This window comes from Streptomyces sp. NPDC044064 (assembly GCF_056434245.1).
Genome location: NZ_JBWKFN010000002.1, coordinates 412,303 through 438,719, shown reverse-complemented (window position 1 = coordinate 438,719; position 26,417 = coordinate 412,303). Strand labels below are relative to the sequence as shown.

Below are 26,417 nucleotides of genomic sequence, written 5' to 3'. Positions count from 1 at the left end.
ATCCGTACGGTCGGCACACGTCACCGAACGCCCACGGACCGGAGGGACCCCCATGCCAAGCGACTGGGCCGTAGAACTGCACGGAGTCACGCGCCACTACGGCCGCGGAGGCTCCGCCGTGCACGCCCTGCGCGGCATCGACCTCGCCCTTCCCTCCGGCACCTTCACCGCGGTGATGGGTCCCTCCGGCTCGGGCAAGTCCACGTTCCTGCAGTGCGCGGCGGGCCTGGACCGCCCCACCGCGGGCCGGGTGGTGCTCGGCGGCACGGACATCACCGGGCTGAGCGAGAACAAGCTGACCGCGCTGCGCCGCACCCGCCTCGGCTTCGTCTTCCAGGCCTTCAACCTCCTCCCCTCCCTCACGGTCGAACAGAACGTCGTCCTGCCCCTGCGGCTGGCCGGCCACCGCCCCGACCGCCGCCGCTCGGCCGAGGTACTGGCCCAGGTCGGCCTCACCGACAAGGCCCGGCGCCGCCCGAGCGAGCTGTCCGGCGGCCAGCAGCAGCGCGTGGCCGTCGCCCGGGCCCTGGTCACCCGCCCCGACGTCGTCTTCGCCGACGAGCCCACCGGCGCCCTGGACACCAGCACCGCCGCCGAGATCCTCGCCCTGCTGCGTGACGCCGTGGACTCCCAGCGCGCCACGATCGTCATGGTCACCCACGACCCGTCGGCGGCCGCCTGGGCCGACCGCGTCCTGTTCCTGGCCGACGGCCAACTGGTCGACCACCTGGACCGAGCCCCCGCCGCCCACATCGCGTCCCGCATGACGGCCCTCACCGCCCACGCGGCCCGCACCCGCCCGGCGGCCTGATGCGCCCCAACGGCCTGGCGAGAGCCTCCCTCCGCTTCAAACCCTCCACCTTCATCGGCACCTTCGTCGCCCTCGCCCTCACCGCGATGATCGTGGCGGCCTGCGGGATCCTCCTGGAGACCGGAGCCCGCGCCAGGGTCCCACCCCAGCGCTACGCCCACGCCCCGGTGGTCGCCGCGGCCGGCCAACGCGCCCGCCTGGGCCACGCCGGCGAAGGCGACAGCCAGCCCGTCCCGGACCGAGCCCGCCTCGACAGCTCCCTGACCGCCGAGGCAGCCACCGCCCCCGGCGCCCGCGCCGCCGTACCCGACATCACCTTCCCGGTACGCGGCCCCCACGGCACCCCGTACACCGCCCACAACTGGACCTCGACCACCTTCACCGGCGAGCACCCCACCACCGGCCGCCCACCCGCCCCCGGCGAAGTCGTACTCGCCCACGACAGCACCGAGACCACCGACACCACCCGCACCGTCGGAGACCGCATCACCCTCACCACCCCCGACGGCACCCGCACCACCTACCGCGTCTCAGGCCTCACCCAAGCCCCCCGCACCACCGTCTGGTTCGCCGACTCCGACGCCCTACGGCACTCCGGCCACCCCGGCCGAGTCGACGCCATCGCCGTACTCCCCGAGCCCGGCGTCACCCCCGGCACCCTCAGGTCCCAGGTGGCCCGCGTCCTCGGCCACCACGCCCTCGTGCACACCGGCGACGACCGGGGCGCGGTGGAAGACCCCTCCCTCGCCCAGGCCCGGGAACTGCTCACCGGACTCGGCGGCTCCTTCGGCGGCGTCGCCACGCTGGTCGCCGTGTTCACCGCCGCCGGCACCGTCGCCCTCGGCATCGGCCAACGCGCCCGCGAGTTCGCCCTGTTGCGGGCCATCGGCACCACGCCGCGCCAGATCCGCCGCACCATCGCCACCGAGGCACTCCTCGTCGCCCCGCCGGCCGGCGCGGCCGGCTGCCTGCCCGGCATCGCGCTGGCCCACTGGTGGTTCGGCCAGCTCCAGGACAAGGGGGCCTTACCGGACGCCGTACGACTCTCCGTCTCCTGTATCCCGCTGGTCACCGCGGTCGGCGCCGTCTTTGTCACCGCTCTGTGCGCCGGCTTCCTGGCCGCCCGCCGCAGCTCCCGCATCAAGCCGGGCCAGGCGCTCGGCGAGGCGTCCGTGGAGCGGCTGCGCATCGGCTGGATCCGCACCCCCCTCGGCCTGGCCGCCGCCGTGGGCGGCTGCCTCTGCGCGGACCTGGCCTCATCCACGAGCAGCGAGGACGCGGCCAACGCGGCCCTCGGCATCGTGTTCCTGTTCATGCTCGCCGTCGCCCTGCTCGGCCCGCTCGTCGCCCGTGCCTGCGCCGCCCTGTTCGGGCTGCCGTTGCGCGGTGCCGGCGCCCCGGCCGAACTCGCCGCCGCCAACTCCCGCACCAACGCCCGCCGGCTGGCCTCCGCGATCACCCCGATCGTGCTCGCCATGGCCTTCGCCTCGGTCCTGGTCTTCCTGCAGACCAGCGAGGAGAAGACCACTGCCGACCAGCAGCGCGCCGGTGTCACCGCCGACCACATCGTCACGGCCGAGCCGGGCCTCGCCCCCGATGCCGTACGCCGGGCCCGGGACACTCCCCGGGTCACCGCGGCCGTCGGCCTGTTGCGCAGCTCGGTCCTCGTCCCGGTCGCCGGCTCGCTGCGGTCCGCCTCCGCCCAGGGCGTCACCGGTTCCGTAGGCGACCTGACCGCCGTCCAGGACCTGGACGTCCGGCACGGGCGCCTGACCCTGCGGCCCGGCGAGATCGCCGTGGACGCCGGCCTCGCCCGCGACGCCCATGTGCGCGTCGGCCGGCGCCTGCTCCTCCGTCTGCCCGACGGCACCCGGGCCGCCCCGCTGGTCGTGGCGACGTACGGCCGCGGCATGGGCCTGTCCGAGCTGACGGTGAGCCACGCCGACCTCGCCGGCCACGTCACCTCCGCCTTCGACACGGAGCTGTGGACGAAGGGCGGCACGACGGCCGGTCTCGCCCCTCTCGGCACGGTGCTGGACCGGTCCGGCTACTCCGCCGCCCAGTCCCTGGACCGGCAGCTCAACGCCTGGGCCAACGCCGTGATGGCCGCCGTGCTCGGCGGGTTCGCGGCCGTCGCCGCCGGCAACACGCTGGTGATGACCGTCCTCGCCCGGCGCAGGGAACTCGACACCCTGCGGCTGATCGGCTCCACGCGGCGGCAGATCCTGCGGATGATCCGCTGGGAGGCCCTGCTGGTCACCCTCGCGGGCATCGCGCTCGGCACCGCCATCGCCGTGGCCACGCTGGTGCCGATGACGAACGGGCTGACCGGGCAGGACCCGTACATCCCGCCCGTCGTCTACGGCGCCTTCGCCGGCGGCATCCTGCTGCTCGGGCTGACCGCGGTCACCGTCCCGGCCCGTGCGGCGCTGCGCCGGGAGACACTGGACGGGTGACCGAGACACCACTCACCCTGGCCGAGGTCGAGAGCCTCGCCCGCACCGCGCACGCGGGGCAGACCGACAAGGCGGGACAGCCGTACGCGGAGCACCTCGCGGCCGTCGCCGACGGGGTGCGCGCCCGCGGCGGGGACGCCGAGCAGATCGCGGCGGCCTGGCTGCACGACTCCGTCGAGGACGACGCGCTGAGCGAGGAGTGGCTGACGGCGGCCGCCCTGACCCCGCGCACCAAGGCCATCGTGCGTGCCGTCACCAAGCGGACGGGGGAGGGGCCGGAGGCGTACGCGCGCCGGATCCTCGCCACCCCGGGCGCGCTGCTGGTGAAGCAGGCCGACCTGGCGCACAACGCCGACCCGGAACGGCTCGCGGCCCTGGACGAGCCGACCCAGAAACGACTGACCGAGAAGTACGCACGGATGCACGCACTTCTCGGTCTCGATCAGCGGGGCCGGACGCCCGGGCAGCGGAGCTAGACGCCGACCTTCTGGCGCTCGCGTTCCTTCTGCTGGCGCTCGCGGGCCAGTTCGGCCGCGTCCTGCTTGAACGCCCACTCCATCTTCGGCTCCATCGCGAACCGGAAGACCCGCTGCGCGGGCCGGGTGCACAGCAGTGTGACGACGGCGGCCGCGGCGACGGTCACCGCGATCTCGCCGAGCGGGTGGTGCAGCCAGGCGTGGTCGAACCAGCCCCGGTAGTCGGCGAGCTTCACCAGGAAGCCGTGCAGCAGATAGCCGTACAGGGTGCCCGCGCCGAGCGCCGTGAACCACATCTTCCGGCGCGGCACCCAGGCGAAGAAGCACGCCGTCAGCACCAGCGAGCAGCCCAGCATCGCGAGCACCATCACCGGACCGCACCACCAGGGCGCGCCCAGCTCCTGCGCGGAGTCGCGGTGGTAGAACCAGGCGGTGTTCATGCGCGGCACCGCCCACCAGCCGACCGCCAGCGCCACGGCGAAGACGGGCACCGAGGCGATCCGCACCGAGCGACGGCGCACCAGCTGGAAGTGCTCGGGCTTCATGCACAGGCCGAGCACGAAGTACGGCAGGAACTGCAGGACGCGCTGGAGGTCGAGGTCGTCACCGATGCTCGGCGTGATGCTGGCCAGCATGGCGAGGCCGACGGCCAGCGGCAGCGGCCAGCGCACCAGCTTCCAGATCGGTGTCGTCAGCCGCCAGACGAACAGCGCGACCAGGAACCAGGTCAGGTACCAGGGATCGAGGAGGCTGATCGGCTCGTGGGAGCCGTCGACGGCGTTCTTGAAGAGCGGGTACGCGGTCTCGAAGAGGACGTACGGCACGACGACACCGGTGATGAGCCGCTTCAGCCGGTCCGGACGCATGTCGAAACTGCGCGAGAAGAAGCCGGAGATGATGATGAACGCCGGCATGTGGAAGGTGTACACGACGGTGTACACGCCCTCCAGGATCCGGCTGTCGCCCTTCAGAGGTTCCCAGGCGTGCCCCATCGCGACGAGCACGATCGCCAGGTACTTGGCGTTGTCGAAGAACGAATCGCGCTGTTTGCCCGGTCTGTCCGCGGGGGGCTGCCGCTTCTGCGCACTCATCGGGGTACGCGGACCGGGCACTCCGTCCGCCGGCGACTGTGCCGGGGGGAGCGGCCTGCGGCTGTGGCCGGGGGACGAGGCGGCGTCAAACATCTCAGGCACCCTAGCGTCGACTGTGGGATTTCGTAAAACCCCCGTGGTCATTCCTGGTTATCGCCTTCGGGTACCCGCTGATTTACATGTCGTGCCTCTTCTGTCCACGTGATGATGGGCACAACCAAGCCCCCCGTTCAGACTCAATGTCCCGATTCATCCCGACTAATTGGGGCATAGTGCGCCCCTGTGGCATCAATTCGAATTACCTGCGCACATGATGTGTGGGCACGGAAACGAAGCTGCGCAATTCCCTGTGGAGTCGGGCGCGGGTGTTCCGTCGAATTACTGTGCGGGGCGTCGCCCGCCGCGGGTGCTTGTCCAACGTTGCGTCACGAACCGCATACGGTGGCCGGGTTGGTGGCACGATGGTTCTGGCGGGGGTGCGGGGCAGTACCCCCGGGCCGGGAGAGCGGACCGACCGAGGGTGTGATCAGTTGTGGCCATTTCACTGTCTGTGGTGCTGCTGTTGGCGATCATCCTTGTGGTGCTGATCCGAGGCGGGAGCATCAAACCGGGTCCGGCCATCGTCGCCGTCCTCTTCGGTTTCTTCCTCGCCTCCACCGGCATGGCGCCCTCCATCAACCGGTTTCTGAACTCGATAGCGGAGACCATCAACCAGATCAAGTTCTGACGCCGGCGGGGCCGGGCCACTTCGTCTTCCACCGGCGACGGGCCGATCGTCATCCGCGGCTGCGCGCCGCGGCCGGGCACGGCTACTCCGTGTGCGTCGACGGCGACAGCACGCACACCATCACCCGGATGGACCTCGCCCACGGCACGGCCCGCTGGACCGCCGAGGTGGCCGGCCCCCTCCGCTCCGCTGCTGCCGAGGGTCCGCACGGTCGCTGTCGCGGTCGTACGGGCACACGATGGAGATGACGGAGTTGGCAAGCGACCCGGCGATGCGCCGGGACACGACAGCCGGAGGGAGGCGCGACGCCATGCCCCAGTTCATGGACGTCCACCACGGCATGGAGGGCATCACCGCCGACCAGCTGATGCAGGCCCACAAGGCCGACCTCGCCATCGAGAAGGACGAGGGCGTCCACTTCGAGAAGGCCTGGGCGGATCCGGAGTCCGGCACGGTCTACTGCCTCTCTGAGGCCCCCACGGCCGAAGCGGTCCAGCGCATCCATGAACGCGCCGGTCACCTGGCCGACGAGATCCACCCGGTCCCCCTGGCCGTGTGACCGACCCGGAAGGGCCCGGCCCGAAGCATCACGCCCATGGGTGAACCGGCACGAGAGGCCCTGGGAACGACTGAAGGCCCAGGGAGAGGAAACCATCTCTCACCTGGGCCTTCGGCCTTCGGAGCGGGCGACGGGAATCGAACCCGCGTAGCTAGTTTGGAAGACTAGGGCTCTACCATTGAGCTACGCCCGCGACAGTGCGCCGCAGGTCGGTGACCACGGCACTGCTGAGCATCGTAGCGGGTCGCCCGCCGCGGAGGCCAACGTGTTTGGACTGCGGCGATGCCACCCGCGCGGCAGTCTGCAAACCAGCCGACGGATCCGGCCGGGGCATGTACCCTACGTGTCGCACCAGACGGGGTGTGGCGCAGCTTGGTAGCGCGTCCGCTTTGGGAGCGGAAGGCCGTGGGTTCAAATCCCGCCACCCCGACCACCGGCTCGCGGTGCCGCAATGATCGCCTTTTGGGGCGCTGACCGGCTGCGGTTACTATGCAAGCTGCGCGCCCGTGTGTCCCGGCCCACTCGGCCTACGAACTCCTCCGGGCGGCGAAATCCGCCGGACCAGTCTGGCTCCGGCAGAACCCAAGAAGTCAGCCACAAGGAGACCGAACCGTGAAGAGCGCCGTGGAGACCCTGAACCCGACCCGGGTTCGGCTCACTGTCGAGGTGCCCTTCGAGGAGCTCAAGGACAGCCTCGACGCGGCGTACAAGAAGATCAACCAGCAGGTCACGGTGAAGGGCTTCCGTAAGGGCAAGATCCCGGCCCGCGTCATCGACCAGCGGTTCGGCCGCGGTGCGGTGCTGGAGGAGGCCGTCAACGACGCGCTCCCGAAGTTCTACACCGAGGCGGTCAACGAGGCCGAGCTGAGCCCGCTGGGCCAGCCCGACGTCGACATCACCGAGCTGAAGGACGGCGAGACGCTGAACTTCACCGCCGAGGTCGACATCCGCCCGGCCCTCGAGATCCCGGACTACTCCGGCATCGAGGTCGAGGTCGACGCCGTCGAGGTCACCGACGAGGACATCGAGAAGTCGGTCGAGCAGCTCCGTGAGCGCTTCGCCTCCACCTCCCCGGTGGAGCGTGCCGCCGAGGACGGCGACGTCGTCACCATCGACCTGGAGGCCAAGGTCGACGGCGAGGTGCTGGAGGACGGCATCGCCAACGGCGTCTCCTACACCATCGGCTCCGGCGAGCTGCTGGACGGCATCGACGACGCCGTGAAGGGCCTGGAGGCCGGTGGCGAGGCCACCTTCACCTCCGAGCTGAAGGGCGGCTCCGCCGCGGGCAAGGAGGCCGAGGTCACCGTCAAGGTCACCCAGGTCGCCGCCCGTGAACTGCCGGAGCTGGACGACGAGTTCGCGCAGCTCGCCTCCGAGTTCGACACCCTGGACGAGCTGAAGGCCGACAGCCGCAAGCGCCTGGCCAACATGAAGCAGTTCGACCAGGCCACCCAGGCGCAGGAGCGCGTCCTGGAGAAGCTCCTCGAGCTGGTCGAGGTCCCGGTCCCCGAGAAGCTGCTCGAGGACGAGATCAACACCCGCAAGCACAACCTGGAGCACCACCAGCTCGGCCAGATGGGCCTCACCCTCGAGAAGTACCTGGAGATCCAGGGCAAGACCGTCGAGGAGTTCGAGACCGAGACCCGCGAGGCCGCGGTCAAGGGCATCAAGACCCAGTTCGTCCTCGACGAGCTGGTCAAGAAGGAGAACCTCAACGTCAACCAGGAGGAGCTCACCGAGCACCTCATGCGGCGTGCGGCCTCCTCCGGCATGTCCCCCGACCAGTTCGCCCAGGCCGTCGTCGAGGGTGGCCAGGTGCCCCTCCTGGTCGGCGAGGTCGCCCGCGGCAAGGCTCTGGCCGTCGTGGTCGAGTCCGCCACGGTGAAGGACACCAACGGCGAGGTCATCGACCTGGACGACGAGGACGAGACCGAGTCCGCCGAGGGCGCCGAGGACGCGGCCGAGGAGAAGACCGAGGGCTGAGTCCCACGGCGTCTGTGACGACGTAGACGGGCCCCTGAGGACTTTCTCGGGGGCCCGTTTGTCGTACCGGCTCGTACCGGCCAACCTGGAGGGGCACGGGACCGCAAACCGCACCGCCAAACCGGCGGGGTCCTCCGCTACGCCCCCGGCGAACACCCGCTTCTCCGGGATTCCCCGAAGCGGCCTGAGCGTTAGGGTCCATGAGTACGAGGGCAAGCTGGACTTCCCGCTAAGCCCCGGCAGGACTACGTGAGACGGCCCGGCGCCGTCGTAAGACGAGCAGGTGGATACGTGACGAATCTGATGCCCTCCGCCGCCGGCGAGCCTTCCATCGGTGGTGGCCTCGGCGACCAGGTCTACAACCGGCTGCTCGGCGAGCGGATCATCTTCCTCGGTCAGCAGGTTGACGACGACATCGCCAACAAGATCACCGCTCAGCTGCTGCTCCTTGCGGCCGACCCCGCCAAGGACATCTACCTCTACATCAACAGCCCCGGCGGCTCGGTGACGGCCGGCATGGCGATCTACGACACCATGCAGTACATCCCGAACGACGTGGTCACGATCGGCATGGGCATGGCGGCCTCGATGGGCCAGTTCCTGCTCACCGGCGGCACCGCCGGCAAGCGCTTCGCCCTGCCGCACACGGACATCATGATGCACCAGGGCTCCGCGGGCCTCGGAGGTACGGTCTCGGACATCAAGATCCAGGCCCAGTACCTGCTGCGCACCAAGAAGACCATGTCCGAGCTGACCGCGCTGCACTCCGGCCAGACCGTCGAGACGATCGTTCGCGACGGCGACCGCGACCGCTGGTTCACCCCGGAAGAGGCCAAGGAGTACGGTCTCATTGACGAGATCATCACGCACGCCTCGGGTGTTCCGGGAGGCGGCGGCACCGGTGCCTGACCGGCCCGGCCACGCCAAGCACCGCCGAGACCCCAGCCCCCCGAACGCCACCAGGACGGTGAACCCCATGAGCAACTTCCACGGCGCCGCCAGCGGCATGTACGAAGGGCCCCGCCCCGACAGCCGCTACGTCATCCCGCGCTTCGTCGAGCGCACCTCCCAGGGCATCCGCGAGTACGATCCGTACGCGAAGCTCTTCGAGGAGCGCGTGATCTTCCTCGGCGTCCAGATCGACGACGCCTCCGCCAACGACGTCATGGCGCAGCTGCTGTGCCTGGAGTCGATGGACCCCGACCGGGACATCTCGATCTACATCAACAGCCCCGGTGGCGACATGACGGCCCTCACGGCCATCTACGACACCATGCAGTTCGTGAAGCCCGACATCCAGACGGTCTGCATGGGCCAGGCGGCCTCCGCCGCGGCCATCCTGCTCGCCGCCGGTACGCCGGGCAAGCGCATGGCGCTGCCGAACTCGCGCGTGCTGATCCACCAGCCCGCCGGCTCCACCGGCCGCGGCCAGCTCTCCGACCTGGAGATCATCGCCAACGAGTTCACCCGGATGCGTGACCAGCTGGAGAACATGCTGGCCAAGCACTCCAACCGGCCGATCGAGAAGGTCCGCGAGGACATCGAGCGCGACAAGATCCTCACGGCCGAGGAAGCACTCGAGTACGGCATCGTCGACCAGATCATCTCCACCCGGAAGATGAACAACGCCACGGTCCGCTGACGCGGGTCGACGTCTTCGTCGACGTATTCTCTGCCCCTCTTGGCACGGTGCACGTCAAAGTGAACCCTGCCAAGGGGGGCCCGAACACAGGGCCCGGCAAGGTACCGTCGGACATAAGGCAGCACCAGGAGCCGCTGGATTCGAAAGCGTCCAGGCGTCTCCCAGGCGAAGGGGAAGCACACCGTGGCACGCATCGGTGACGGCGGCGATCTGCTCAAGTGCTCGTTCTGCGGCAAGAGCCAGAAGCAGGTCAAGAAGCTCATCGCAGGGCCCGGTGTGTACATCTGCGACGAGTGCATCGATCTCTGTAACGAGATCATCGAGGAAGAGCTCGCCGAGACGAGCGAGGTGCGCTGGGAGGAACTCCCGAAGCCCCGCGAGATCTACGAGTTCCTGGAAGGCTACGTAGTCGGCCAGGAAGCGGCTAAGAAGGCGCTCTCCGTCGCGGTGTACAACCACTACAAGCGGGTCCAGGCAGGCGAGAACGGCGGCGCCCAAGGCCGCGACGACGCCATCGAGTTGGCGAAGTCCAACATCCTTCTGCTCGGCCCCACGGGCTCCGGCAAGACCCTCCTCGCGCAGACCCTGGCCCGCATGCTCAACGTCCCGTTCGCCATCGCCGACGCGACGGCGCTGACGGAGGCGGGCTATGTGGGCGAGGACGTCGAGAACATCCTGTTGAAGCTGATCCAGGCGGCGGACTACGACGTCAAGAAGGCCGAGACGGGGATCATCTACATCGACGAGATCGACAAGGTCGCGAGGAAGAGTGAAAACCCTTCCATCACCCGCGACGTCTCGGGCGAGGGCGTCCAGCAGGCCCTGCTCAAGATCCTCGAGGGCACCACGGCCTCCGTCCCGCCCCAGGGCGGCCGTAAGCACCCCCACCAGGAGTTCATCCAGATCGACACGACGAACGTCCTGTTCATCGTGGGCGGTGCCTTCGCGGGCCTGGAGAAGATCATCGAGTCCCGGGCCGGCGCGAAGGGCATCGGCTTCGGCGCGACGATCCGCTCCAAGCGCGAGCTGGAGGCCAAGGACCAGTTCGAGGACGTCATGCCCGAGGACCTGGTCAAGTTCGGCATGATCCCTGAGTTCATCGGCCGCCTGCCCGTCATCACGAGCGTCCACAACCTGGACCGCGAGGCCCTGCTCCAGATCCTGGTCGAGCCCCGCAACGCGCTCGTCAAGCAGTACCAGCGCCTCTTCGAACTCGACGGCGTGGAGCTGGACTTCGAGCGCGAGGCCCTGGAGGCCATCGCCGACCAGGCCATCCTCCGCCAGACCGGCGCGCGCGGCCTGCGCGCCATCATGGAGGAGGTCCTCATGTCGGTGATGTACGAGGTCCCGTCCCGCAAGGACGTGGCCCGCGTCGTCATCACCGCGGACGTGGTCCACTCCAACGTGAACCCGACCCTGATCCCGCGGGACGCCCGCGGGCGGGGCTCGGGGGAGCAGAAGACAGCCTGAGCTTCTCGGCGTCGACGGGCAGGCACCCCGCGTTGGGTGCCTGCCCGTCGACGTGTCAGACCAGGGACGATCGGATCGAGCCATCGTTCCGGCGGCAACTGGAGCCCACCCTGTTTCGGTGATCAAATCAGCCCGACCGGGTCAGACGTGTGTTCGAATGTCTGGCTTTATAAAACGGGAGGACTCCGAATGACTTTCCAGAGGGCGAAGCGCATGGTGGCCGCGGCCGGTGTGGTGGTGGCGGCAGGGGCCCTGCCGATCCTCGTGGCCTCGCCGGCGAGCGCCACGCAGGGCGACTGCTCCAACTACGTGGCCACGCATGGATACCGCGCCGGCGTGAAGGTGAAGGCGGCGTGCGGCAACAAGGCAATGCCCTTCCCCGGCGGCCCCGCCATCGCCAATCCGTACTGTATCTACGGTCTGGTGGCCCTCGGCGTGAGTAACGGCGTTGCCGACGAGGCGTGTGTACGAGCCTGACCGTGCAGAGAAGGCGGCTCGGCACCACCGAGCCGCCTTCTGTGATGCGGGAGTGCCGCTGCTGGGCCCTCAGGCCTTGACGCGTACGTCCTTGCGGAGCTTGGCGGTGATCTCCGCGGCGTCGCCGAGGGACATGCCCTTGCCTGCCATCGCGCTGGCCAAGTCGGCGTTGATGGTCACGCCGAGGGTGCTGTGGTCGCCCCAGATGCACACCGGCATGATCATCTGCTTCGGGCCCGAGGAACTGGACCCCGATCCACTCATGTCCAGCTTCACGGACTGGCACTTCATGACGGCGCCGTCGAGGCCCGCCGGCTCCTGCTCCTCGGGGCTGCCGACCAGCGTGCCCTTGGTGTCGTCGCCGCTCTGGTCCTTCTCGGACTCCTTCTTCATGTTGGCGAACATCGCGTCGACGACGACGGCGGGGTCGTCGATCTGGCCGTAGATGCCGCCGAACTTCAGCATCTTCATGGTGAGGGGGTTGCTCTTGTCGCCGGACTGGTATTCCGCGCCCACTGACTTGGCGTTCTTGACGCCGGCCTTCCGGGCAGCTGACACATCACTGTCCGTCATGGCGTCGTCGTTGGAGCTGGCACCCTTCTGGTACTCACCGTTGATCACGGTGGTCGGAGTGATCAGCTTGTGCGGGCCGTCGTCAGCGACGACGGTGCCGTTGCTTCCGCTGAGCACGAAGTACGCACCCACCGCGATCGCCGCGACGACCGCCACGGCCCCGATGATCAGGCCCGTCTTCTTCTTGCCGCCGCCCGCGGCCGGCGGCTGCGGGACGCCGTAGGGCTGCTGGCCGTACGGCTGCTGCTGGCCGTACGCGTTCGGCTGCTGCGGCACACCCTGCTGCGGGTAGCCGTAACCGGGCTGAGGAGGGGCCGGAGGGGCCTGCTGGGGGTAGCCGTAGCCGGGCTGGGGTGCCTGCGGCGGCTGGCCGTAGGGACCAGGCTGCCCCGGCTGGCCGTAGGGCGGCTGCTGGCCGTACGGGCCCGGCTGGTTGTTGCTCATTTCTGGGTTCCCCTCCAGATGCTTATGTGTTCCTGACATCCTGGACCAGGCACAGGAAGCACACGGCACCGGGGGCCGCACCGTTACACAACAAACGCGTTTCGGGACCACCCCGTGACACCTCTAAACTGACCCCCGTGACCGAGAACGCTCAGCAGCAGCCACCCGCGCCCGACACCGAACTGCCGACCCAGTACGCGCCGGCCGATGTAGAGGGGCCGCTGTACGAGCGCTGGGTAGAGCGGGGCTACTTCGAGGCGGACGCGAAGAGCGACAAGCCGCCGTACACGATCGTCATCCCGCCGCCGAACGTCACCGGCAGTCTCCACCTGGGCCACGCCTTCGAGCACACCCTCATCGACGCCCTGACCCGCCGTAAGCGCATGCAGGGCTACGAGACGCTGTGGCAGCCCGGCATGGACCACGCCGGCATCGCCACCCAGAACGTCGTCGAGCGAGAGCTGGGCAAGGAGGGCAAGTCCCGCCACGACCTCGGCCGCGAGGCCTTCGTCGAGCGCGTCTGGCAGTGGAAGGGCGAGTCCGGCGGCCAGATCAGCGGCCAGATGCGCCGTCTGGGTGACGGCGTCGCCTGGTCCCGCGAGCGCTTCACGATGGACGAGGGCCTCTCCCAGGCCGTCCAGACCATCTTCAAGCGCCTGTACGACGACGAGCTGATCTACCGCGCCGAGCGCATCATCAACTGGTGCCCCCGCTGTCTGACGGCCATCTCGGACATCGAGGTCGAGTACCAGGACGACGACGGCGAGCTGGTCTCCATGAAGTACGGCGAGGGGGACGACACCATCGTCGTCGCCACGACCCGTGCCGAGACCATGCTCGGTGACACCGCCGTCGCCGTTCATCCCGACGACGAGCGCTACAAGCACCTGATCGGCAAGCAGATCCGCCTGCCGCTCACCGACCGCTCCATCCCGGTCGTCGCCGACACGCACGTCGACCCCGAGTTCGGCACGGGCGCCGTCAAGGTCACCCCCGCGCACGACCCGAACGACTTCGAGATCGGCCAGCGCCACAACCTGCCGTCGCTCACCGTCATGGACGAGCACGCGGTCATCACGGCCCACGGCCCCTTCCAGGGCCTGGACCGCCTGGAGGCCCGCTCCGCCATCGTCGCCGCACTGCGCGCCGAGGGCCGGATCGTCACCGAGAAGCGGCCCTACGTCCACAGCGTCGGCCACTGCTCGCGCTGCAAGACCACCATCGAGCCCCGCCTGTCCATGCAGTGGTGGGTCAAGGTCGGCCCGCTGGCCAAGGCCGCCGGTGACGCCGTCCGCGACGGCAAGGTCAAGATCCATCCGCAGGAGATGGAGAAGCGGTACTTCGACTGGGTCGACAACCTCCACGACTGGTGCATCTCGAGGCAGTTGTGGTGGGGTCACCGCATCCCCGTCTGGTACGGCCCGAACGGCGAGGTCGTCTGTGTCGGCCCCGACGGCGAGGCCCCGACCGGCGAGGGCTGGCACCAGGACACCGACGTCCTGGACACCTGGTTCTCCTCCGGCCTGTGGCCCTTCTCCACGCTGGGCTGGCCCGAGCAGACCGAGTCGCTCGCGAAGTTCTACCCGAACTCCGTCCTGGTCACCGGCTACGACATCCTCTTCTTCTGGGTCGCCCGGATGATGATGTTCGGCCTGTACGCGATGGACGGCACCCCGCCGTTCCACACCATCGCCCTGCACGGCATGGTCCGTGACCAGTTCGGCAAGAAGATGTCGAAGTCCTTCGGCAACGCGGTCAACCCGCTGGACTGGATGGACAAGTACGGCAGCGACGCCCTGCGCTTCACGCTCGCTCGTGGCGCCAACCCGGGTGTCGACGTCCCGATCGGCGAGGACTGGGTCCAGGGCTCCCGCAACTTCGCCAACAAGATCTGGAACGCCACGCGCTTCGCGCTGATGAACGGCGCGACGGTGGACGGCCCGCTGCCGGACGCCTCCGCCATGTCGGCGACGGACCGCTGGATCCTGTCCCGCCTCAACTCCGTCATCGCCGAAGTCGACGCGCTCTACGACGACTTCCAGTTCGCCAAGCTGTCCGACGCCCTCTTCCACTTCGCGTGGGACGAGGTCTTCGACTGGTACGTCGAGCTGTCCAAGACGACGTTCCAGGCGGGCGGCGAGGCGGCCGAGGTCTCCAAGCGGGTCCTCGGTGAAGTCCTCGACGTCACCCTCAAGCTGCTGCACCCGATCGTTCCGTTCGTGACGGAGACCCTCTGGACCACCCTCACCGGTGGCGAGTCGGTCGTCATCGCCGACTGGCCGAGCGACAGCGGCTTCCGTGACGCGGCCGCCGAGCGCGAGATCGAGTCGCTGCAGTCGGTCATCACCGAGGTCCGCCGCTTCCGCGCCGACCAGGGCCTCCAGCCCGGCCAGCGCGTCCCGGCCCGCCTCACCCTCGACGGCACGGCCCTCGCCCCCCACGAGGCCGCGATCCGCCAGCTCCTGCGCCTCCAGCCGGAGGGCGACTCCTTCACGGCCACGGCCACCCTGCCGGTCGCCGGTGCCGAGGTCGCCCTCGACCTGTCCGGCACGATCGACGTGGCCGCGGAGCGCAAGCGCCTCGCGAAGGACCTGGCCGCCGCCGAGAAGGAGAAGGCCCAGGCCACGGCCAAGCTCGGCAACGAGGCGTTCCTGGCGAAGGCCCCGGACAACGTGGTCGACAAGATCCGCGGGCGCCTTGCCAAGGCGGACGAGGACATCACGCGGATCCAGTCCCAGCTGGAGAGGCTGCCGCAGGCGTAAGCCTTCGTACGGCGCTGAAGGCCCCCGGAGCCGCGAAGTTCCGGGGGCCTTCGCGTACCCGGGGGCAGATTCCGGTCACCCGCGCCTGCGGGGTGCCGCCGCGCCCGCCCTCCCGCAAGCGCAGTGGACCCGCAGCCGGTGGACAAGACAAGCCACCTCATACCGGCGCCGCGAAGCCACCGCCCGCTCCGTAGACTGGCCCCGTGAGCGACCTCCCGCACGAAAACGACCAGCCCGACCCCCTCGACGCCTTCGAAGAACTCATCGCCGAGGAGACCGACCGCGACCCCGACCTCGCGGTGATCGAGGCCGGCAGCCGCACCCTGCGCACCCAGGGCGGCCCGCCGCAGGCCGACGTGCCCGCGCGGCCGGAGGACCCCGAGGTCGACCGGGCCCTGCGCGAGGTCGAGGCGGAGCTGGCGGGCCGCTGGGGCGAGACCAAGCTGGAGCCCTCCGTCAGCCGTATCGCCGCGCTGATGGACGTGCTGGGCGAGCCGCAGCGGTCGTACCCCTCGATCCACATCACGGGCACGAACGGCAAGACCTCCACCGCCCGCATGATCGAGGCCCTGCTCGGCGCCTTCGACCTGCGCACCGGCCGGTACACCAGCCCGCACGTGCAGTCGGTCACCGAGCGGATCAGCCTGGACGGCGCCCCGATCTCCGCCGAGCGGTTCATCGAGACGTACCAGGACATCAAGCCGTACGTCGAGATGGTGGACGGTCTGCAGGAGTACCGGCTTTCGTTCTTCGAGGTCCTCACGGGCATGGCGTACGCCGCCTTCGCGGACGCCCCCGTCGACGTCGCTGTCGTGGAGGTCGGCATGGGCGGCAGCTGGGACGCGACGAACGTGATCGACGGTGACGTCGCGGTGGTCACCCCCATCTCCCTCGACCACACCGACCGGCTCGGCTCGACGCCGGGTGAGATCGCCGCCGAGAAGGGCGGCATCATCAAGCAGGACGCGACCGTGATCCTGGCGCAGCAGCCGGTGGACGCGGCGCAGGTGCTGCTGAAGAAGGCCGTCGAGGTGGACGCGACCGTGGCCCGGGAGGGGCTGGAGTTCGGCGTCGTGGCCCGGCAGGTCGCGGTCGGCGGCCAGCTGGTCACCCTGCGCGGCCTGGGCGGTGAGTACCCCGAGGTGTACCTGCCCCTGCACGGCGCCCACCAGGCGCACAACGCGGCCGTGGCGCTCGCCGCCGTGGAGGCGTTCTTCGGTGTCGGCTCGCTGCGCGCCGAGCCGCTGGACATCGACACCGTGCGCAAGGCCTTCGCGGCCGTGTCCTCGCCGGGCCGGCTGGAGGTCGTGCGGCGCTCTCCCACGATCGTGCTGGACGCGGCGCACAATCCGGCGGGCGCCGAGGTCACCGCCGAGGCCGTGCGGGAGGCGTTCGACTTCACCCGGCTGATCGGTGTGGTCGGGGCGAGCGCCGACAAGAACGTGCGGGGGCTGCTGGAGGCTTTCGAGCCGATCTTCGCCGAGGTCGTCGTCACGCAGAACTCCACGCACCGTGCCATGGACGCGGACGAGCTGGCTGCGATCGCCGTCGAGGTGTTCGGCGAGGAGCGGGTCCAGGTCGAGCCGCGGCTGCCCGAGGCTCTGGAGGCCGCGATCACGCTGGCCGAGGAGGAGGGCGAGTTCGCGGGCGGCGGGGTGCTGGTCACCGGTTCGGTCATCACGGTGGGCGAGGCCCGCCTGCTCCTGGGGAAGGGCTGAGGTTCCGTCGTGCGTACGCTCTGTTCATCGACGCTGATCGGCGAGTTCTTCATCATCGGGTTCGCCGGACTCGTGGCCATGAAGGACCCGGACCTGTCCACGTCGACGGTGTGGCTGGTCAGCGGCATCGCCATGGTCCTGTGCGTGCTGCTGTGCGGGATGGTGACCCGGCCGGGCGGGGTCGCCCTCGGCTGGGCCCTGCAGCTGGCCCTGATCGCCTCCGGTGTCTTCGTCCCGACGATGTACTTCATGGGCGCGGTCTTCGCGGCGCTGTGGTGGGCGTCGGTGCACTACGGCAGAAAGGTCGACGAGGCCAAGGCCCGTTTCGCGGCGCAGGCCGAGTCCTCTACACCTGACGCTGCGTGACAGCAACACGGACACGCCCTGTAACCTCGTCCCACCGCACACGTCAGTAGTAAGGAGCCCCCCGTGAGCCAGCGCACCCTCGTCCTGCTCAAGCCCGACGCCGTCCGTCGGGGCCTGACCGGCGAGATCATCAGCCGTATCGAGCGCAAGGCCGGCTGGCAGATCACCGCGCTGGAGCTGCGCACCCTGGACCAGGACACGCTGGAGCAGCACTACGGCGAGCACAAGGGCAAGCCCTTCTACGAGCCGCTGGTCGACTTCATGTCCTCGGGCCCGGTCGTCGCGCTGATCGTCGAGGGCGAGCGGGTCATCGAGGGCGTGCGCGCGCTCGCCGGCCCGACGGACCCGATCGCCGCCGCGCCCGGCTCCATCCGGGGCGACTTCGGCGTGATCGTCCGCGAGAACCTGATCCACGCCTCCGACTCGGAGGAGTCCGCCGAGCGCGAGGTGAAGATCTTCTTCCCGGGGCACGCCTGAGCGCCATCCTGCGGATTTTCCGCTAATTTTTTTGAGGGAGCGTCAGCTCCGCTCGGAGTCCTGACCAGGGGCGGCCGCACGTTTTCGGCCGTCCTTTGGCATATGCGTTGCCGATCGGGGGAACGTGTGCCCCCGATGGGCCGTCTCCACAAGCGAGGCGACGCGCCATCTGCTGACAATGGCGAAGACCCTCGCGCAGTGTTCGTGCAGGCGCGTTTACGATGGAAGCCTTCACGTCACAGCACCCGCCTCGCCGACCTGATATGCCCTCAAAAGCTTCGGAAGGCCAGATGAATCCGGATGGGGAACTCAATGTCGTTCATCGGCCGTGACATGGCTGTCGACCTCGGGACCGCCAACACGCTGGTGTACGTCAGGGGTCGCGGAATCGTGCTCAACGAGCCGTCCGTCGTCGCGATCAACACCAATACCGGTGGCATCCTCGCGGTCGGTGCCGAGGCGAAGAAGATGATCGGGCGCACGCCGGGCAACATCGTCGCCGTGCGCCCGCTCAAGGACGGCGTCATCGCCGACTTCGAGATTACCGAGCGGATGCTCCGCTACTTCATCCTGAAGATCCACAAGCGGCGGTATCTCGCCCGGCCCCGGGTCGTCGTCTGTGTGCCCTCGGGCATCACGGGCGTCGAGCGCCGCGCCGTCATCGAGGCGTCCTCCCAGGCGGGTGCCCGCCAGGTGCACATCATCGAGGAGCCCATGGCGGCCGCCATCGGCTCCGGCCTGCCGGTCCACGAGGCCACGGGCAACATGGTGGTGGACATCGGCGGCGGCACCACGGAGGTCGCGGTCATCTCGCTCGGCGGCATCGTCACCGCCCAGTCCATCCGCGTCGCGGGCGACGAGCTGGACAACGCGATCATCCAGTACATCAAGAAGGAGTACAGCCTCCTGCTGGGTGAGCGCACGGCCGAGCAGATCAAGATCACGATCGGTTCGGCGTACGACCTCGATGCCGACGAGCACACCGAAGTCCGCGGCCGGGACCTGGTGTCCGGGCTGCCGAAGACCGTCGTCATCTCGGCCGCCGAGGTCCGCAAGGCGATCGAGGAGCCGGTCAACGCGATCGTCGACGCGGTCAAGACGACCCTCGACAAGTGCCCGCCGGAGCTGTCCGGCGACATCATGGACCGAGGAATCGTTCTGACCGGCGGCGGAGCGCTGCTGCGCGGGCTGGACGAGCGGCTGCGCCGGGAGACCGGCATGCCGATCCACATCGCCGAGGACCCCCTGGACAGCGTGGCGCTCGGCTCCGGAAAGTGCGTCGAGGAGTTCGAGGCGCTCCAGCAGGTCCTGGACGCCCAGCCGCGCAGATGACGTAACTCTTCGATTCCGCCGTACGAGATGATCTCCTCTCGTACGGCGGATCGTTGGTATAGAGGCATAAGCTCCCACAAATGGGCCCCTTGGGCTGGCGCTTCGCCAGTGGCGCCTTCAGGGGTCCCCGAATTCCTACTGAGGAAGGGCACGGCCGCCGCACGTGAGGGACACGAAAGAGAGCCGGCTGCTCCTGGTCCTGCTGATCGCCATCGCGTTCGCGTTGATCACGGTGGACATCCGCGGAGGCCGGAACTCGCCGGTCGACGGTGCCCGACAAGCCGCGGCAGCGGTGTTCGGTCCGATCGAGAACGGGCTGTCCTCGGCGGTCGATCCCGTCGGCGACGCAGTCTCCGCGGTCCGCGACTCCGGCAGCCGCCACGACCGGCTCGCCCTCCTGGAGAAGGAGAACGCGGCGCTCAAGGCGAAGCTCGGCAGCGACGACCGCAACCGCAGCCGCCTCAAGCAGCTCGACAAGATGCTGAAGATCTCCGCCGAGGGCCAGTACGGCATCAAGGGCGCCCAGGTCATCGCCATAGGGTCGGCGCAGGGCTTCTCCTGGACCATCACCGTCGACGTCGGCGCGAACGACGGCATCAAGCGCGACATGACCGTCCTCAACGGGGACGGCCTCGTCGGTCGCGTGACCACGGTGGGCCCCGACACCTCCACCGTGCTTCTCGCCAACGACCCCGACTTCACCGTCGGTACGCGCATGGAGGGAAGCGACGAACTCGGCTTCGCCTCCGGGCAGGGTGACCGCCCGCTGCGCGTCGAACTCCTCAACGGCAAGGCCGAGGTGAAGAAGGGCGACCGGCTCGTCACCTTCGGCTCCCAGGCCGACAAGCCCTTCGTGCCGGGCGTGCCGGTCGGCGTGGTCTCCCGCGTCGACCCCTCCGGAGGCGGCCTCACCCGCACGCTCTACGTCACGCCGTACGTCAGCTTCACCCAGCTCGACGTCGTCGGCGTGGTCGTCGAGGCCCCGAAGAAGGACCCGCGCGACGAGGTCCTGCCGACCAAGCCCAAGCCGACACCGACACCGACGGTGACCGTCACGGTCACACCGTCCGCCGCCGCGAACGCCGCCGACGAGCAGCAGCAGTAGGAGCTGAATCCCCATGCGTGTCAACCGGATCCTGCTCTCCAGCGCGCTGGTCGTCGTCGCCCTGGTGATCCAGGTGAGCGTCCTCGCCCGCCTGCACCTGCCCGGCGCCGTCCCGGACCTGCTGCTGCTCACCGTCCTCGGTCTGGCCATGGTGTACGGCCATGTGGGCGGCGCCCTCGTCGGGTTCGGCGCCGGCCTGCTCGCCGACCTCGCCCCACCCGCCGACCACGCGGCCGGCCGCTACGCCCTCGTGCTGTGCGTCATCGGCTACGGCGCCGGACTCATCAAGCCGGACAACGGCCGACTGAAGTCGGCGACCGGCCCGATGGCGGTCGTGGTCGCCGCCGCCGTCGGCTCCACCCTGCTGTACGCGTGTGTCGGCGCCCTGGTCGGCGACACCGCCGCCCGCCATGTCGGCCTGACCGGGCTGCTGTTCTCGGCCGCCCTGTACGACCTGCTGCTCGCGCCCTTCGTGGTCCCCGGGATCATGTGGCTGGCCCGCCGCTCCGACAACGACCCGCTCGCCGACAGCAGCCCGGCCGCCAAGGCCGGCGACATCTCCTCCGGCTGGCTCTCCTCCGGCACCGGGCTGCGCATCGGCAGTCAGCGCGGCGGCCTCGGCTCCCTCAAGGCCAAGGCCCGCACCCGCTCGACCCGGGTCGGCCGCATCAAGGGGGTCAAGCGGTTGTGAGCGCACGGGAGTTGCTCAGGGGCACGCACAGCTTCGTCGTATATGACACGTACACGTACTGAGAGGGGGAGACAGCCGCAGTGACCAACGCCCACCCGTCTCCCACCACCACCCTTCCAACGAATGGGCTGCGCCCATGACCAATATTCCTGAGACCGGACGGACCCCACGGGTCCAGACCCGGCTGGTCGTGATCCAGATCCTCGTCCTCTCCCTGCTCGGCACGCTCGGCGGCCGTCTGTGGTACCTGCAGATCCGGGAGGGCGCCGAGTACCAGAAGGAGGCCTCCGGGAACCACGTCCAGCAGGTCGTCGACCCCGCCGTGCGCGGCGACATCCTGGACGCCCGGGGCGTGCCGCTCGCCGACAACGAGACGCGTCTGGTCGTCTCCGCCTCCCGCACCGACCTGCTCAAGCAGAAGGACGACGGCAAGGCCGTCCTCGCCAAGCTGGCCGGCGTCCTCGGCATGAAGCCCGAGGAGGTCAGCCAGAAGGTCCGGCTGTGCGACGCCAAGACCCCGCAGCCCTGCTGGAACGGCTCGCCGTACCAGCCGATCCCGATCACCGACGAGGCGACGCCCAAGCAGGCCCTGCAGATCCGCGAGCGGGCCGAGGACTTCCCCGGCATCACCGCCGAGCCGGAGGCCGTGCGCCGCTACGCGGGCCCGGGCAAGTCCAACAGCGCCCAGGTCCTCGGCTACCTCTCGCCGGTGACCGACGACGAGATCCAGAAGGCCAAGGACACCGACTCGCCCTACCTGCGCTCCGACATGGTCGGCCGCTCCGGCCTCGAGCGCCAGTACGACAAGGTGCTGCGCGGCAAGGCCGGCGTGACGCGGTACGAGGTGGACAACCTCGGCCGGGTCATCGGCAAGGCCAAGTCGGACGCCGCCGAGTCCGGTTCCAACCTGGTCACCAGCATGGACTCCCGGGTGCAGCGGGTCGCCGAGTACGAGCTGGACAAGGCCATGAAGAAGGCCCGTCAGCAGTTCGACAAGATCACCGGCGAGAACTACAAGGCCGACTCCGGAGCCGTCGTGGTGATGGAGGCCAAGACCGGGCGGATCGTCGCCATGGCCTCCGCCCCGACCTACGACCCGAACGTCTGGGTCGGCGGCATCTCCGGCAAGGACTACAAGGCCCTCACCGGCAAGGACAGCGACTACCCGCTGCTCAACAGGGCCATACAGGGTCAGGCGGCGCCCGGTTCGACGTTCAAGGTGGTCTCCACGGCCGCCGCCGTCCAGGCCGGCTACGTCTGGGACGGCGGCTACCCGTGCACCAGCTCGTACTCGGTGGGCGGCCAGGTCTTCAAGAACTTCGAGGGCGAGAACTTCGGCCCGATCTCCCTCGGCCGCGCCCTGGAGGTCTCCTGCGACACCGTCTTCTACGGCCTCGCGGACCGGGAGTGGAAGAGGGACGGCGGCATCAACCCCAAGAAGGGCCAGCCGAAGGACTTCTTCTTCAAGACCGCCCACCAGTTCGGCCTCGGCAAGGAGACCGGCGTCGACCTGCCCAACGAGGTCACCGGCCGCGTCCCCGACCGCCAGTGGAAGCTGGACTACTGGAAGGCCAACAAGGACGCCTGGTGCAAGTCCGGGAAGAAGGACGGCTCCTACGTCGAGAAGATCGCGTACGAGAACTGCCTCGAAGGCAACAAGATGCGCGAGGGTGACGAGATCAACTACTCCATCGGCCAGGGCGACACGCTCGTCACGCCGATCCAGGAGGCCGTGATCTACGGCGCCGTCGCCAACGGCGGCACCATGTACCACCCGACCATCGGCAAGGCGGTCATCAGCGCGGACGGCAGGACCGTCACGCCGATCAAGCCGAGGAAGTCCGGGAAGCTGCCGGTCAGCCAGGCCACCCTCAAGGGCATGAACGACGCCTTCTCGGGCGTCATCACCCGCGGTACCGCTGCCTGGAAGTTCGGCGGCTGGCCGCAGGACAAGATCGCGCTGCACGCCAAGACCGGTACCGCCGAGGTCTACGGCAAGCAGACCACGTCCTGGCTGGCCACCTACTCCAAGGACTACACGGTGATCATGACGATCGCCCAGGCCGGTACGGGTTCCGGAGCCTCCGGTGAGGCCGTGCGCAACATCTACAGCGCGCTCTACGGCGTCCAGGGCGACGGCTCCATCGACAACAAGAAGGCGCTGCTGCCCGAGCCGCAGAAGGGCCTGCCGAAGGTCCGCACGGACGGCACGATCGCCGCCCCGAAGGTCACCGGCGACCCGGGCAAGGACGCCGAGGCCTCCCAGCAGGACAACCCCACCAACGACGGCACCCAGCAGCCCGCCACCAGCCCCTCGCCCAGCACGGGCAACAGCAACACCCGCAGGCGGCCGCGCCGGAGGGGGAGCCGGAGGATGCTCACATGACCGGCAACAGCTTCTCCGTCTCCGGGTACGGCCCCGAGCGGGCCGGCTGGACCAGGGTCTTCGCCCGCGACTCGCTGACCCGCCGGCTCGACTGGCCGATGCTGCTGGCAGCCCTCGTGCTGTCGCTGCTGGGCTCGTTGCTGGTGTACTCCGCGACCCGTAACCGCACCGAGATCAACCAGGGCGACCAGTACTACTTCCTGGTCCGCCATCTGATGAACCTCGGCATCGGGCTCGCCCTGATGATCGGCACGATCTGGCTGGGCCACCGCGCCCTGCGCAACGCCGTGCCGGTCCTCTACGGCCTGTCGCTGCTCGGGGTGCTGCTGGTGCTCACCCCGCTCGGCGCCACCATCAACGGCAGCCGCAACTGGATCGTGTTCGGCGGCGGCTTCTCGCTCCAGCCCGCCGAGTTCGTGAAGATCTCGATCATCCTGGGCATGGCGATGATACTGGCGGCCCGGGTCGACGCCGGGGACAAGCCGTACCCCGACCACCGCACGGTCGTGCAGGCCCTGGGCCTGGCCACCGTGCCGATCCTGATCGTGCTCCTCATGCCAGACCTCGGCACGGTCCTGGCCATGGTGGCCATCATCCTGGGCGTGCTGCTCGCCTCCGGCGCCTCCAACCGCTGGATCTTCGGTCTGCTCACCGCCGGTGTGATCGGCTGTGTCGCCATCTGGCAGCTCCACATCCTGGACGAGTACCAGATCAACCGCTTCGCGGCCTTCGCCAACCCCGACCTGGACCCGGCGGGCGTCGGCTACAACACCAACCAGGCCCGCATCGCGATCGGCTCGGGCGGCCTCACCGGCGCCGGGCTGTTCCACGGCTCGCAGACCACCGGCCAGTTCGTGCCCGAGCAGCAGACCGACTTCGTCTTCACGGTCGCGGGGGAGGAGCTGGGCTTCGTCGGCGCCGGCCTGATCGTCCTCCTGCTGGGCGTGGTGCTGTGGCGCGCCTGCCGCATCGCCCGCGACTCGACCGAGCTGTACGGCACGGTCGTCGCCGCGGGCATCGTCGCCTGGTTCTCCTTCCAGGCCTTCGAGAACATCGGCATGACCCTCGGCATCATGCCGGTCACCGGTCTGCCCCTGCCGTTCGTGTCGTACGGCGGATCGTCGATGTTCGCGGTGTGGGTGGCGGTGGGACTGCTGCAGTCGATCAAGGTGCAGCGGCCGATGTCCGCGTGAGGACACTCGCCGGACGGGCAGGGCGTTCACCGGATGGATGACGGTAGTTTTCCCGCCATTCACCCTGGTTGGCCCCTGCCCTCCCGACCGTTCTGCCACTAGATTCAATTCATGGCGGATGCGAAACGCGAGATCGAGCGCAAGTACGAATCCGACGACAGTGGCCTGCCCGACCTGACCGGCGTCGGCGGGGTGGCGGACGTCCTCGACAAGGGCCTCGTCGAACTGGACGCCACCTACTACGACACCGCGGACGAGCGGCTGGCCGCAGCCGCCCTCACCCTGCGCCGTCGCACCGGAGGCACGGACGCGGGCTGGCACCTGAAGCTCCCGGTCGCCCCCGGCGTCCGCGACGAGATCAGAGCGCCCCTGTCCGACACCGTCCCCGACGAGATCGCCGCACTGGTCCGCTCCCGGGTCCGCTGCGCCGAACTGGTCCCCCTCGTCCGGCTCCGCTCCGCCCGCGACGTACGCCACCTCGTGGACGCCGACGGCACGCTTCTGGCCGAGGCGAGCGTGGACACCGTGACCGCCGAGCGGCTCTCCGCGGACGGCGGGACCGCCCAGTGGACCGAGATCGAGGTCGAGCTGGCCGACGACGGCGATCCGGCCTTCCTCGACAAGGTCGAGAAGCGGCTGCGCAAGGCGGGCGTACGGCCCTCGAAGTCGCCGTCGAAGCTGGCCCGGGCACTGGAGCAGACCGGCGGCCGGCGGCCCGGCTCCGGACGGCGTGCCAAGCCCGTGACCGCCGGCGACCACGTCCTCGCCTATGTGCGCGAACAGCGCGAGGCGATCCTCGGACACGACCCGGGGGTCCGCCGGGACGTACCGGACGCCGTCCACCAGATGCGGGTGGCCACCCGCCGCATGCGCAGCACCCTCCGCACCTTCGGCACCGTCCTCGACCGCGCCGTCACCGACCCGATCGCCGCCGAGCTGAAGTGGCTCGCGGGCGAGCTGGGCGTGGGCCGCGACCAGGAGGTGCTGGCGGAGCGCCTGATCACCCTGCTCGACACCCTGCCGCCCGCCCTGGTGTCCGGTCCCGTGCACAAACGGCTCACCACCTGGGCGGCCGCCAGACACAGCAGCGCCCTCGGCCACGTCGTCGCGATCCTGGACTCCGACCGGTATCTGGCCCTGCTGGACACCCTGGACACGCTGCTCGCCGACCCGCCGCTCAGGAAGAAGGCGGCGGGCAAGCCGGAGAAGGTGATCGCCGCGGCCGTACGCAAGGACCTCGCGAAGGTCTCCCGTCTGGTCACCGAGGCCCTGGACGAGTCACCCGGTGAGGCACGCGACACCGCCATCCACGAGGCCCGCAAGAAGGCGAAGCGCACCCGGTACGCCGGAGAGGCGGCCGTCCCGGCCCTGGGCGGCCCCGCCCGCTCCCTGGCCAAGTCCATGAAGTCCCTGACCAGCCTGCTCGGCGAACACCAGGACAGCGTCATGGCCCGCCACACCCTGCGCGAGCTGTCCGCGGTGGCGCACGCGGCGGGGGAGAGCGCGTTCACCTACGGGCTGCTGTACGGCAGAGAAGAGGCGGCCGCGGCGGAGGTGGAGCAGGAGCTGCCGGGCCTGTGGCAGAAGATCAAAACCGGGGTGTCCGTCTGAGCGTACGGGGAAGGCCCGCGATCAGGTTACGCTTGATGGTCACCCCTGCCAGCTCACGAAGGTAACC

At 69.4% G+C, this 26,417-nt stretch carries 22 protein-coding genes and 2 tRNA genes; 21 read left to right on the top strand and 3 right to left on the bottom strand.

The window, feature by feature from the left end:
• Positions 1-52: 52 nt before the first annotated feature.
• From AC07DS_RS05000 to AC07DS_RS04990, 3 genes are read left to right on the top strand one after another with little or no spacing between them, the layout of a single operon-like run.
• Positions 53-811, top strand: coding sequence for an ABC transporter ATP-binding protein (locus AC07DS_RS05000; RefSeq protein ID WP_479142725.1), 759 nt, complete (start codon positions 53-55; stop codon positions 809-811).
• Positions 811-3,267 carry an ABC transporter permease gene (locus AC07DS_RS04995; RefSeq protein WP_479142723.1) on the top strand — a complete coding sequence of 819 codons (2,457 nt, stop codon included), beginning with the start codon at positions 811-813 and terminating at the stop codon, positions 3,265-3,267. The genes AC07DS_RS05000 and AC07DS_RS04995 overlap by 1 nt, the downstream gene beginning before the upstream one ends.
• Positions 3,264-3,743: an HD domain-containing protein gene (locus AC07DS_RS04990; RefSeq protein ID WP_479142721.1), complete on the top strand. Its 480-nt coding sequence runs from the start codon at positions 3,264-3,266 to the stop codon at positions 3,741-3,743. The genes AC07DS_RS04995 and AC07DS_RS04990 overlap by 4 nt, the downstream gene beginning before the upstream one ends.
• Here the strand turns inward: AC07DS_RS04990 and AC07DS_RS04985 are convergent.
• Positions 3,740-4,834: an acyltransferase family protein gene (locus AC07DS_RS04985; protein ID WP_479142720.1), complete on the bottom strand. Its 1,095-nt coding sequence runs from the start codon at positions 4,832-4,834 to the stop codon at positions 3,740-3,742. The genes AC07DS_RS04990 and AC07DS_RS04985 overlap by 4 nt on opposite strands.
• 532 nt (positions 4,835-5,366) lie before the next feature.
• Between AC07DS_RS04985 and AC07DS_RS04980 the strand changes: the two genes are divergently transcribed.
• Both AC07DS_RS04980 and AC07DS_RS04975 read left to right on the top strand, forming a co-directional pair.
• Positions 5,367-5,561 carry a hypothetical protein gene (locus AC07DS_RS04980; protein ID WP_145878385.1) on the top strand — a complete coding sequence of 65 codons (195 nt, stop codon included), beginning with the start codon at positions 5,367-5,369 and terminating at the stop codon, positions 5,559-5,561.
• A 310-nt stretch (positions 5,562-5,871) separates the two neighbouring features.
• A complete protein-coding gene (locus tag AC07DS_RS04975) occupies positions 5,872-6,120 on the top strand; it encodes an SCO4226 family nickel-binding protein (protein ID WP_479142906.1) in 249 nt (82 codons plus the stop codon).
• A gap of 122 nt (positions 6,121-6,242) precedes the next feature.
• Here the strand turns inward: AC07DS_RS04975 and AC07DS_RS04970 are convergent.
• A tRNA-Gly gene (locus tag AC07DS_RS04970) sits at positions 6,243-6,313 on the bottom strand.
• 163 nt (positions 6,314-6,476) lie between these two features.
• On the opposite strand from AC07DS_RS04970, the gene AC07DS_RS04965 reads away from it, so the two are divergent.
• The 6 genes from AC07DS_RS04965 to AC07DS_RS04940 all read left to right on the top strand — a co-directional run bounded on the left by AC07DS_RS04965 (position 6,477) and on the right by AC07DS_RS04940 (position 11,692).
• Positions 6,477-6,553: transfer RNA gene (locus AC07DS_RS04965), tRNA-Pro, on the top strand.
• A gap of 179 nt (positions 6,554-6,732) precedes the next feature.
• Entirely contained in the window at positions 6,733-8,103 is a 1,371-nt protein-coding gene (tig, locus tag AC07DS_RS04960; protein ID WP_479142718.1) for a trigger factor, read from the top strand.
• Between the two features lie 303 nt (positions 8,104-8,406).
• Positions 8,407-9,012, top strand: coding sequence for an ATP-dependent Clp protease proteolytic subunit (locus tag AC07DS_RS04955; protein ID WP_145878692.1), 606 nt, complete (start codon positions 8,407-8,409; stop codon positions 9,010-9,012).
• A gap of 67 nt (positions 9,013-9,079) precedes the next feature.
• On the top strand, positions 9,080-9,745 hold the full coding sequence (locus AC07DS_RS04950) for an ATP-dependent Clp protease proteolytic subunit (RefSeq protein ID WP_479142716.1): 666 nt from the start codon (positions 9,080-9,082) through the stop codon (positions 9,743-9,745).
• A gap of 183 nt (positions 9,746-9,928) precedes the next feature.
• Positions 9,929-11,215 carry an ATP-dependent Clp protease ATP-binding subunit ClpX gene (gene clpX, locus AC07DS_RS04945; protein ID WP_067003552.1) on the top strand — a complete coding sequence of 429 codons (1,287 nt, stop codon included), beginning with the start codon at positions 9,929-9,931 and terminating at the stop codon, positions 11,213-11,215.
• A 189-nt stretch (positions 11,216-11,404) separates the two neighbouring features.
• Positions 11,405-11,692 carry a hypothetical protein gene (locus AC07DS_RS04940; RefSeq protein WP_147325548.1) on the top strand — a complete coding sequence of 96 codons (288 nt, stop codon included), beginning with the start codon at positions 11,405-11,407 and terminating at the stop codon, positions 11,690-11,692.
• A 69-nt stretch (positions 11,693-11,761) separates the two neighbouring features.
• Here the strand turns inward: AC07DS_RS04940 and AC07DS_RS04935 are convergent, their stop codons facing one another.
• On the bottom strand, positions 11,762-12,709 hold the full coding sequence (locus AC07DS_RS04935; RefSeq protein ID WP_479142714.1) for a hypothetical protein: 948 nt from the start codon (positions 12,707-12,709) through the stop codon (positions 11,762-11,764).
• A 137-nt stretch (positions 12,710-12,846) separates the two neighbouring features.
• Between AC07DS_RS04935 and AC07DS_RS04930 the strand changes: the two genes are divergently transcribed.
• From AC07DS_RS04930 to AC07DS_RS04885, 10 genes are all read left to right on the top strand, one after another.
• Positions 12,847-15,471 (top strand): valine--tRNA ligase, encoded by a 2,625-nt coding sequence (locus tag AC07DS_RS04930; RefSeq protein WP_479142712.1) that lies wholly within the window; start codon positions 12,847-12,849, stop codon positions 15,469-15,471.
• Positions 15,472-15,674: 203 nt separating this feature from the next.
• Positions 15,675-17,189 carry a bifunctional tetrahydrofolate synthase/dihydrofolate synthase gene (folC, locus tag AC07DS_RS04925; RefSeq protein WP_336112567.1) on the top strand — a complete coding sequence of 505 codons (1,515 nt, stop codon included), beginning with the start codon at positions 15,675-15,677 and terminating at the stop codon, positions 17,187-17,189.
• Between the two features lie 9 nt (positions 17,190-17,198).
• Positions 17,199-17,555, top strand: a complete 357-nt coding sequence (locus tag AC07DS_RS04920) for a DUF4233 domain-containing protein (RefSeq protein ID WP_145878396.1) — start codon at positions 17,199-17,201, stop codon at positions 17,553-17,555.
• Between the two features lie 63 nt (positions 17,556-17,618).
• The gene (gene ndk / locus AC07DS_RS04915) at positions 17,619-18,032 is read left to right on the top strand and encodes a nucleoside-diphosphate kinase (RefSeq protein ID WP_145878398.1); all 414 of its coding nucleotides are present in this window, start codon (positions 17,619-17,621) and stop codon (positions 18,030-18,032) included.
• Between the two features lie 312 nt (positions 18,033-18,344).
• Positions 18,345-19,364, top strand: coding sequence for a rod shape-determining protein (locus AC07DS_RS04910; protein WP_031158632.1), 1,020 nt, complete (start codon positions 18,345-18,347; stop codon positions 19,362-19,364).
• Positions 19,365-19,527: 163 nt separating this feature from the next.
• A complete protein-coding gene (gene mreC, locus AC07DS_RS04905) occupies positions 19,528-20,469 on the top strand; it encodes a rod shape-determining protein MreC (RefSeq protein ID WP_479142709.1) in 942 nt (313 codons plus the stop codon).
• Positions 20,470-20,482: 13 nt separating this feature from the next.
• Entirely contained in the window at positions 20,483-21,160 is a 678-nt protein-coding gene (gene mreD / locus AC07DS_RS04900; RefSeq protein WP_479142707.1) for a rod shape-determining protein MreD, read from the top strand.
• Positions 21,161-21,296: 136 nt separating this feature from the next.
• Complete coding sequence (gene mrdA, locus AC07DS_RS04895) at positions 21,297-23,546, top strand: penicillin-binding protein 2 (protein ID WP_479142706.1); 2,250 nt, start codon at positions 21,297-21,299, stop codon at positions 23,544-23,546.
• Entirely contained in the window at positions 23,543-24,739 is a 1,197-nt protein-coding gene (gene rodA / locus AC07DS_RS04890) for a rod shape-determining protein RodA (RefSeq protein ID WP_479142705.1), read from the top strand. The genes mrdA and rodA overlap by 4 nt, the downstream gene beginning before the upstream one ends.
• Positions 24,740-24,850: 111 nt before the next feature.
• Complete coding sequence (locus tag AC07DS_RS04885) at positions 24,851-26,350, top strand: CYTH and CHAD domain-containing protein (protein ID WP_479142703.1); 1,500 nt, start codon at positions 24,851-24,853, stop codon at positions 26,348-26,350.
• The last annotated feature ends 67 nt before the right edge of the window (positions 26,351-26,417 follow it).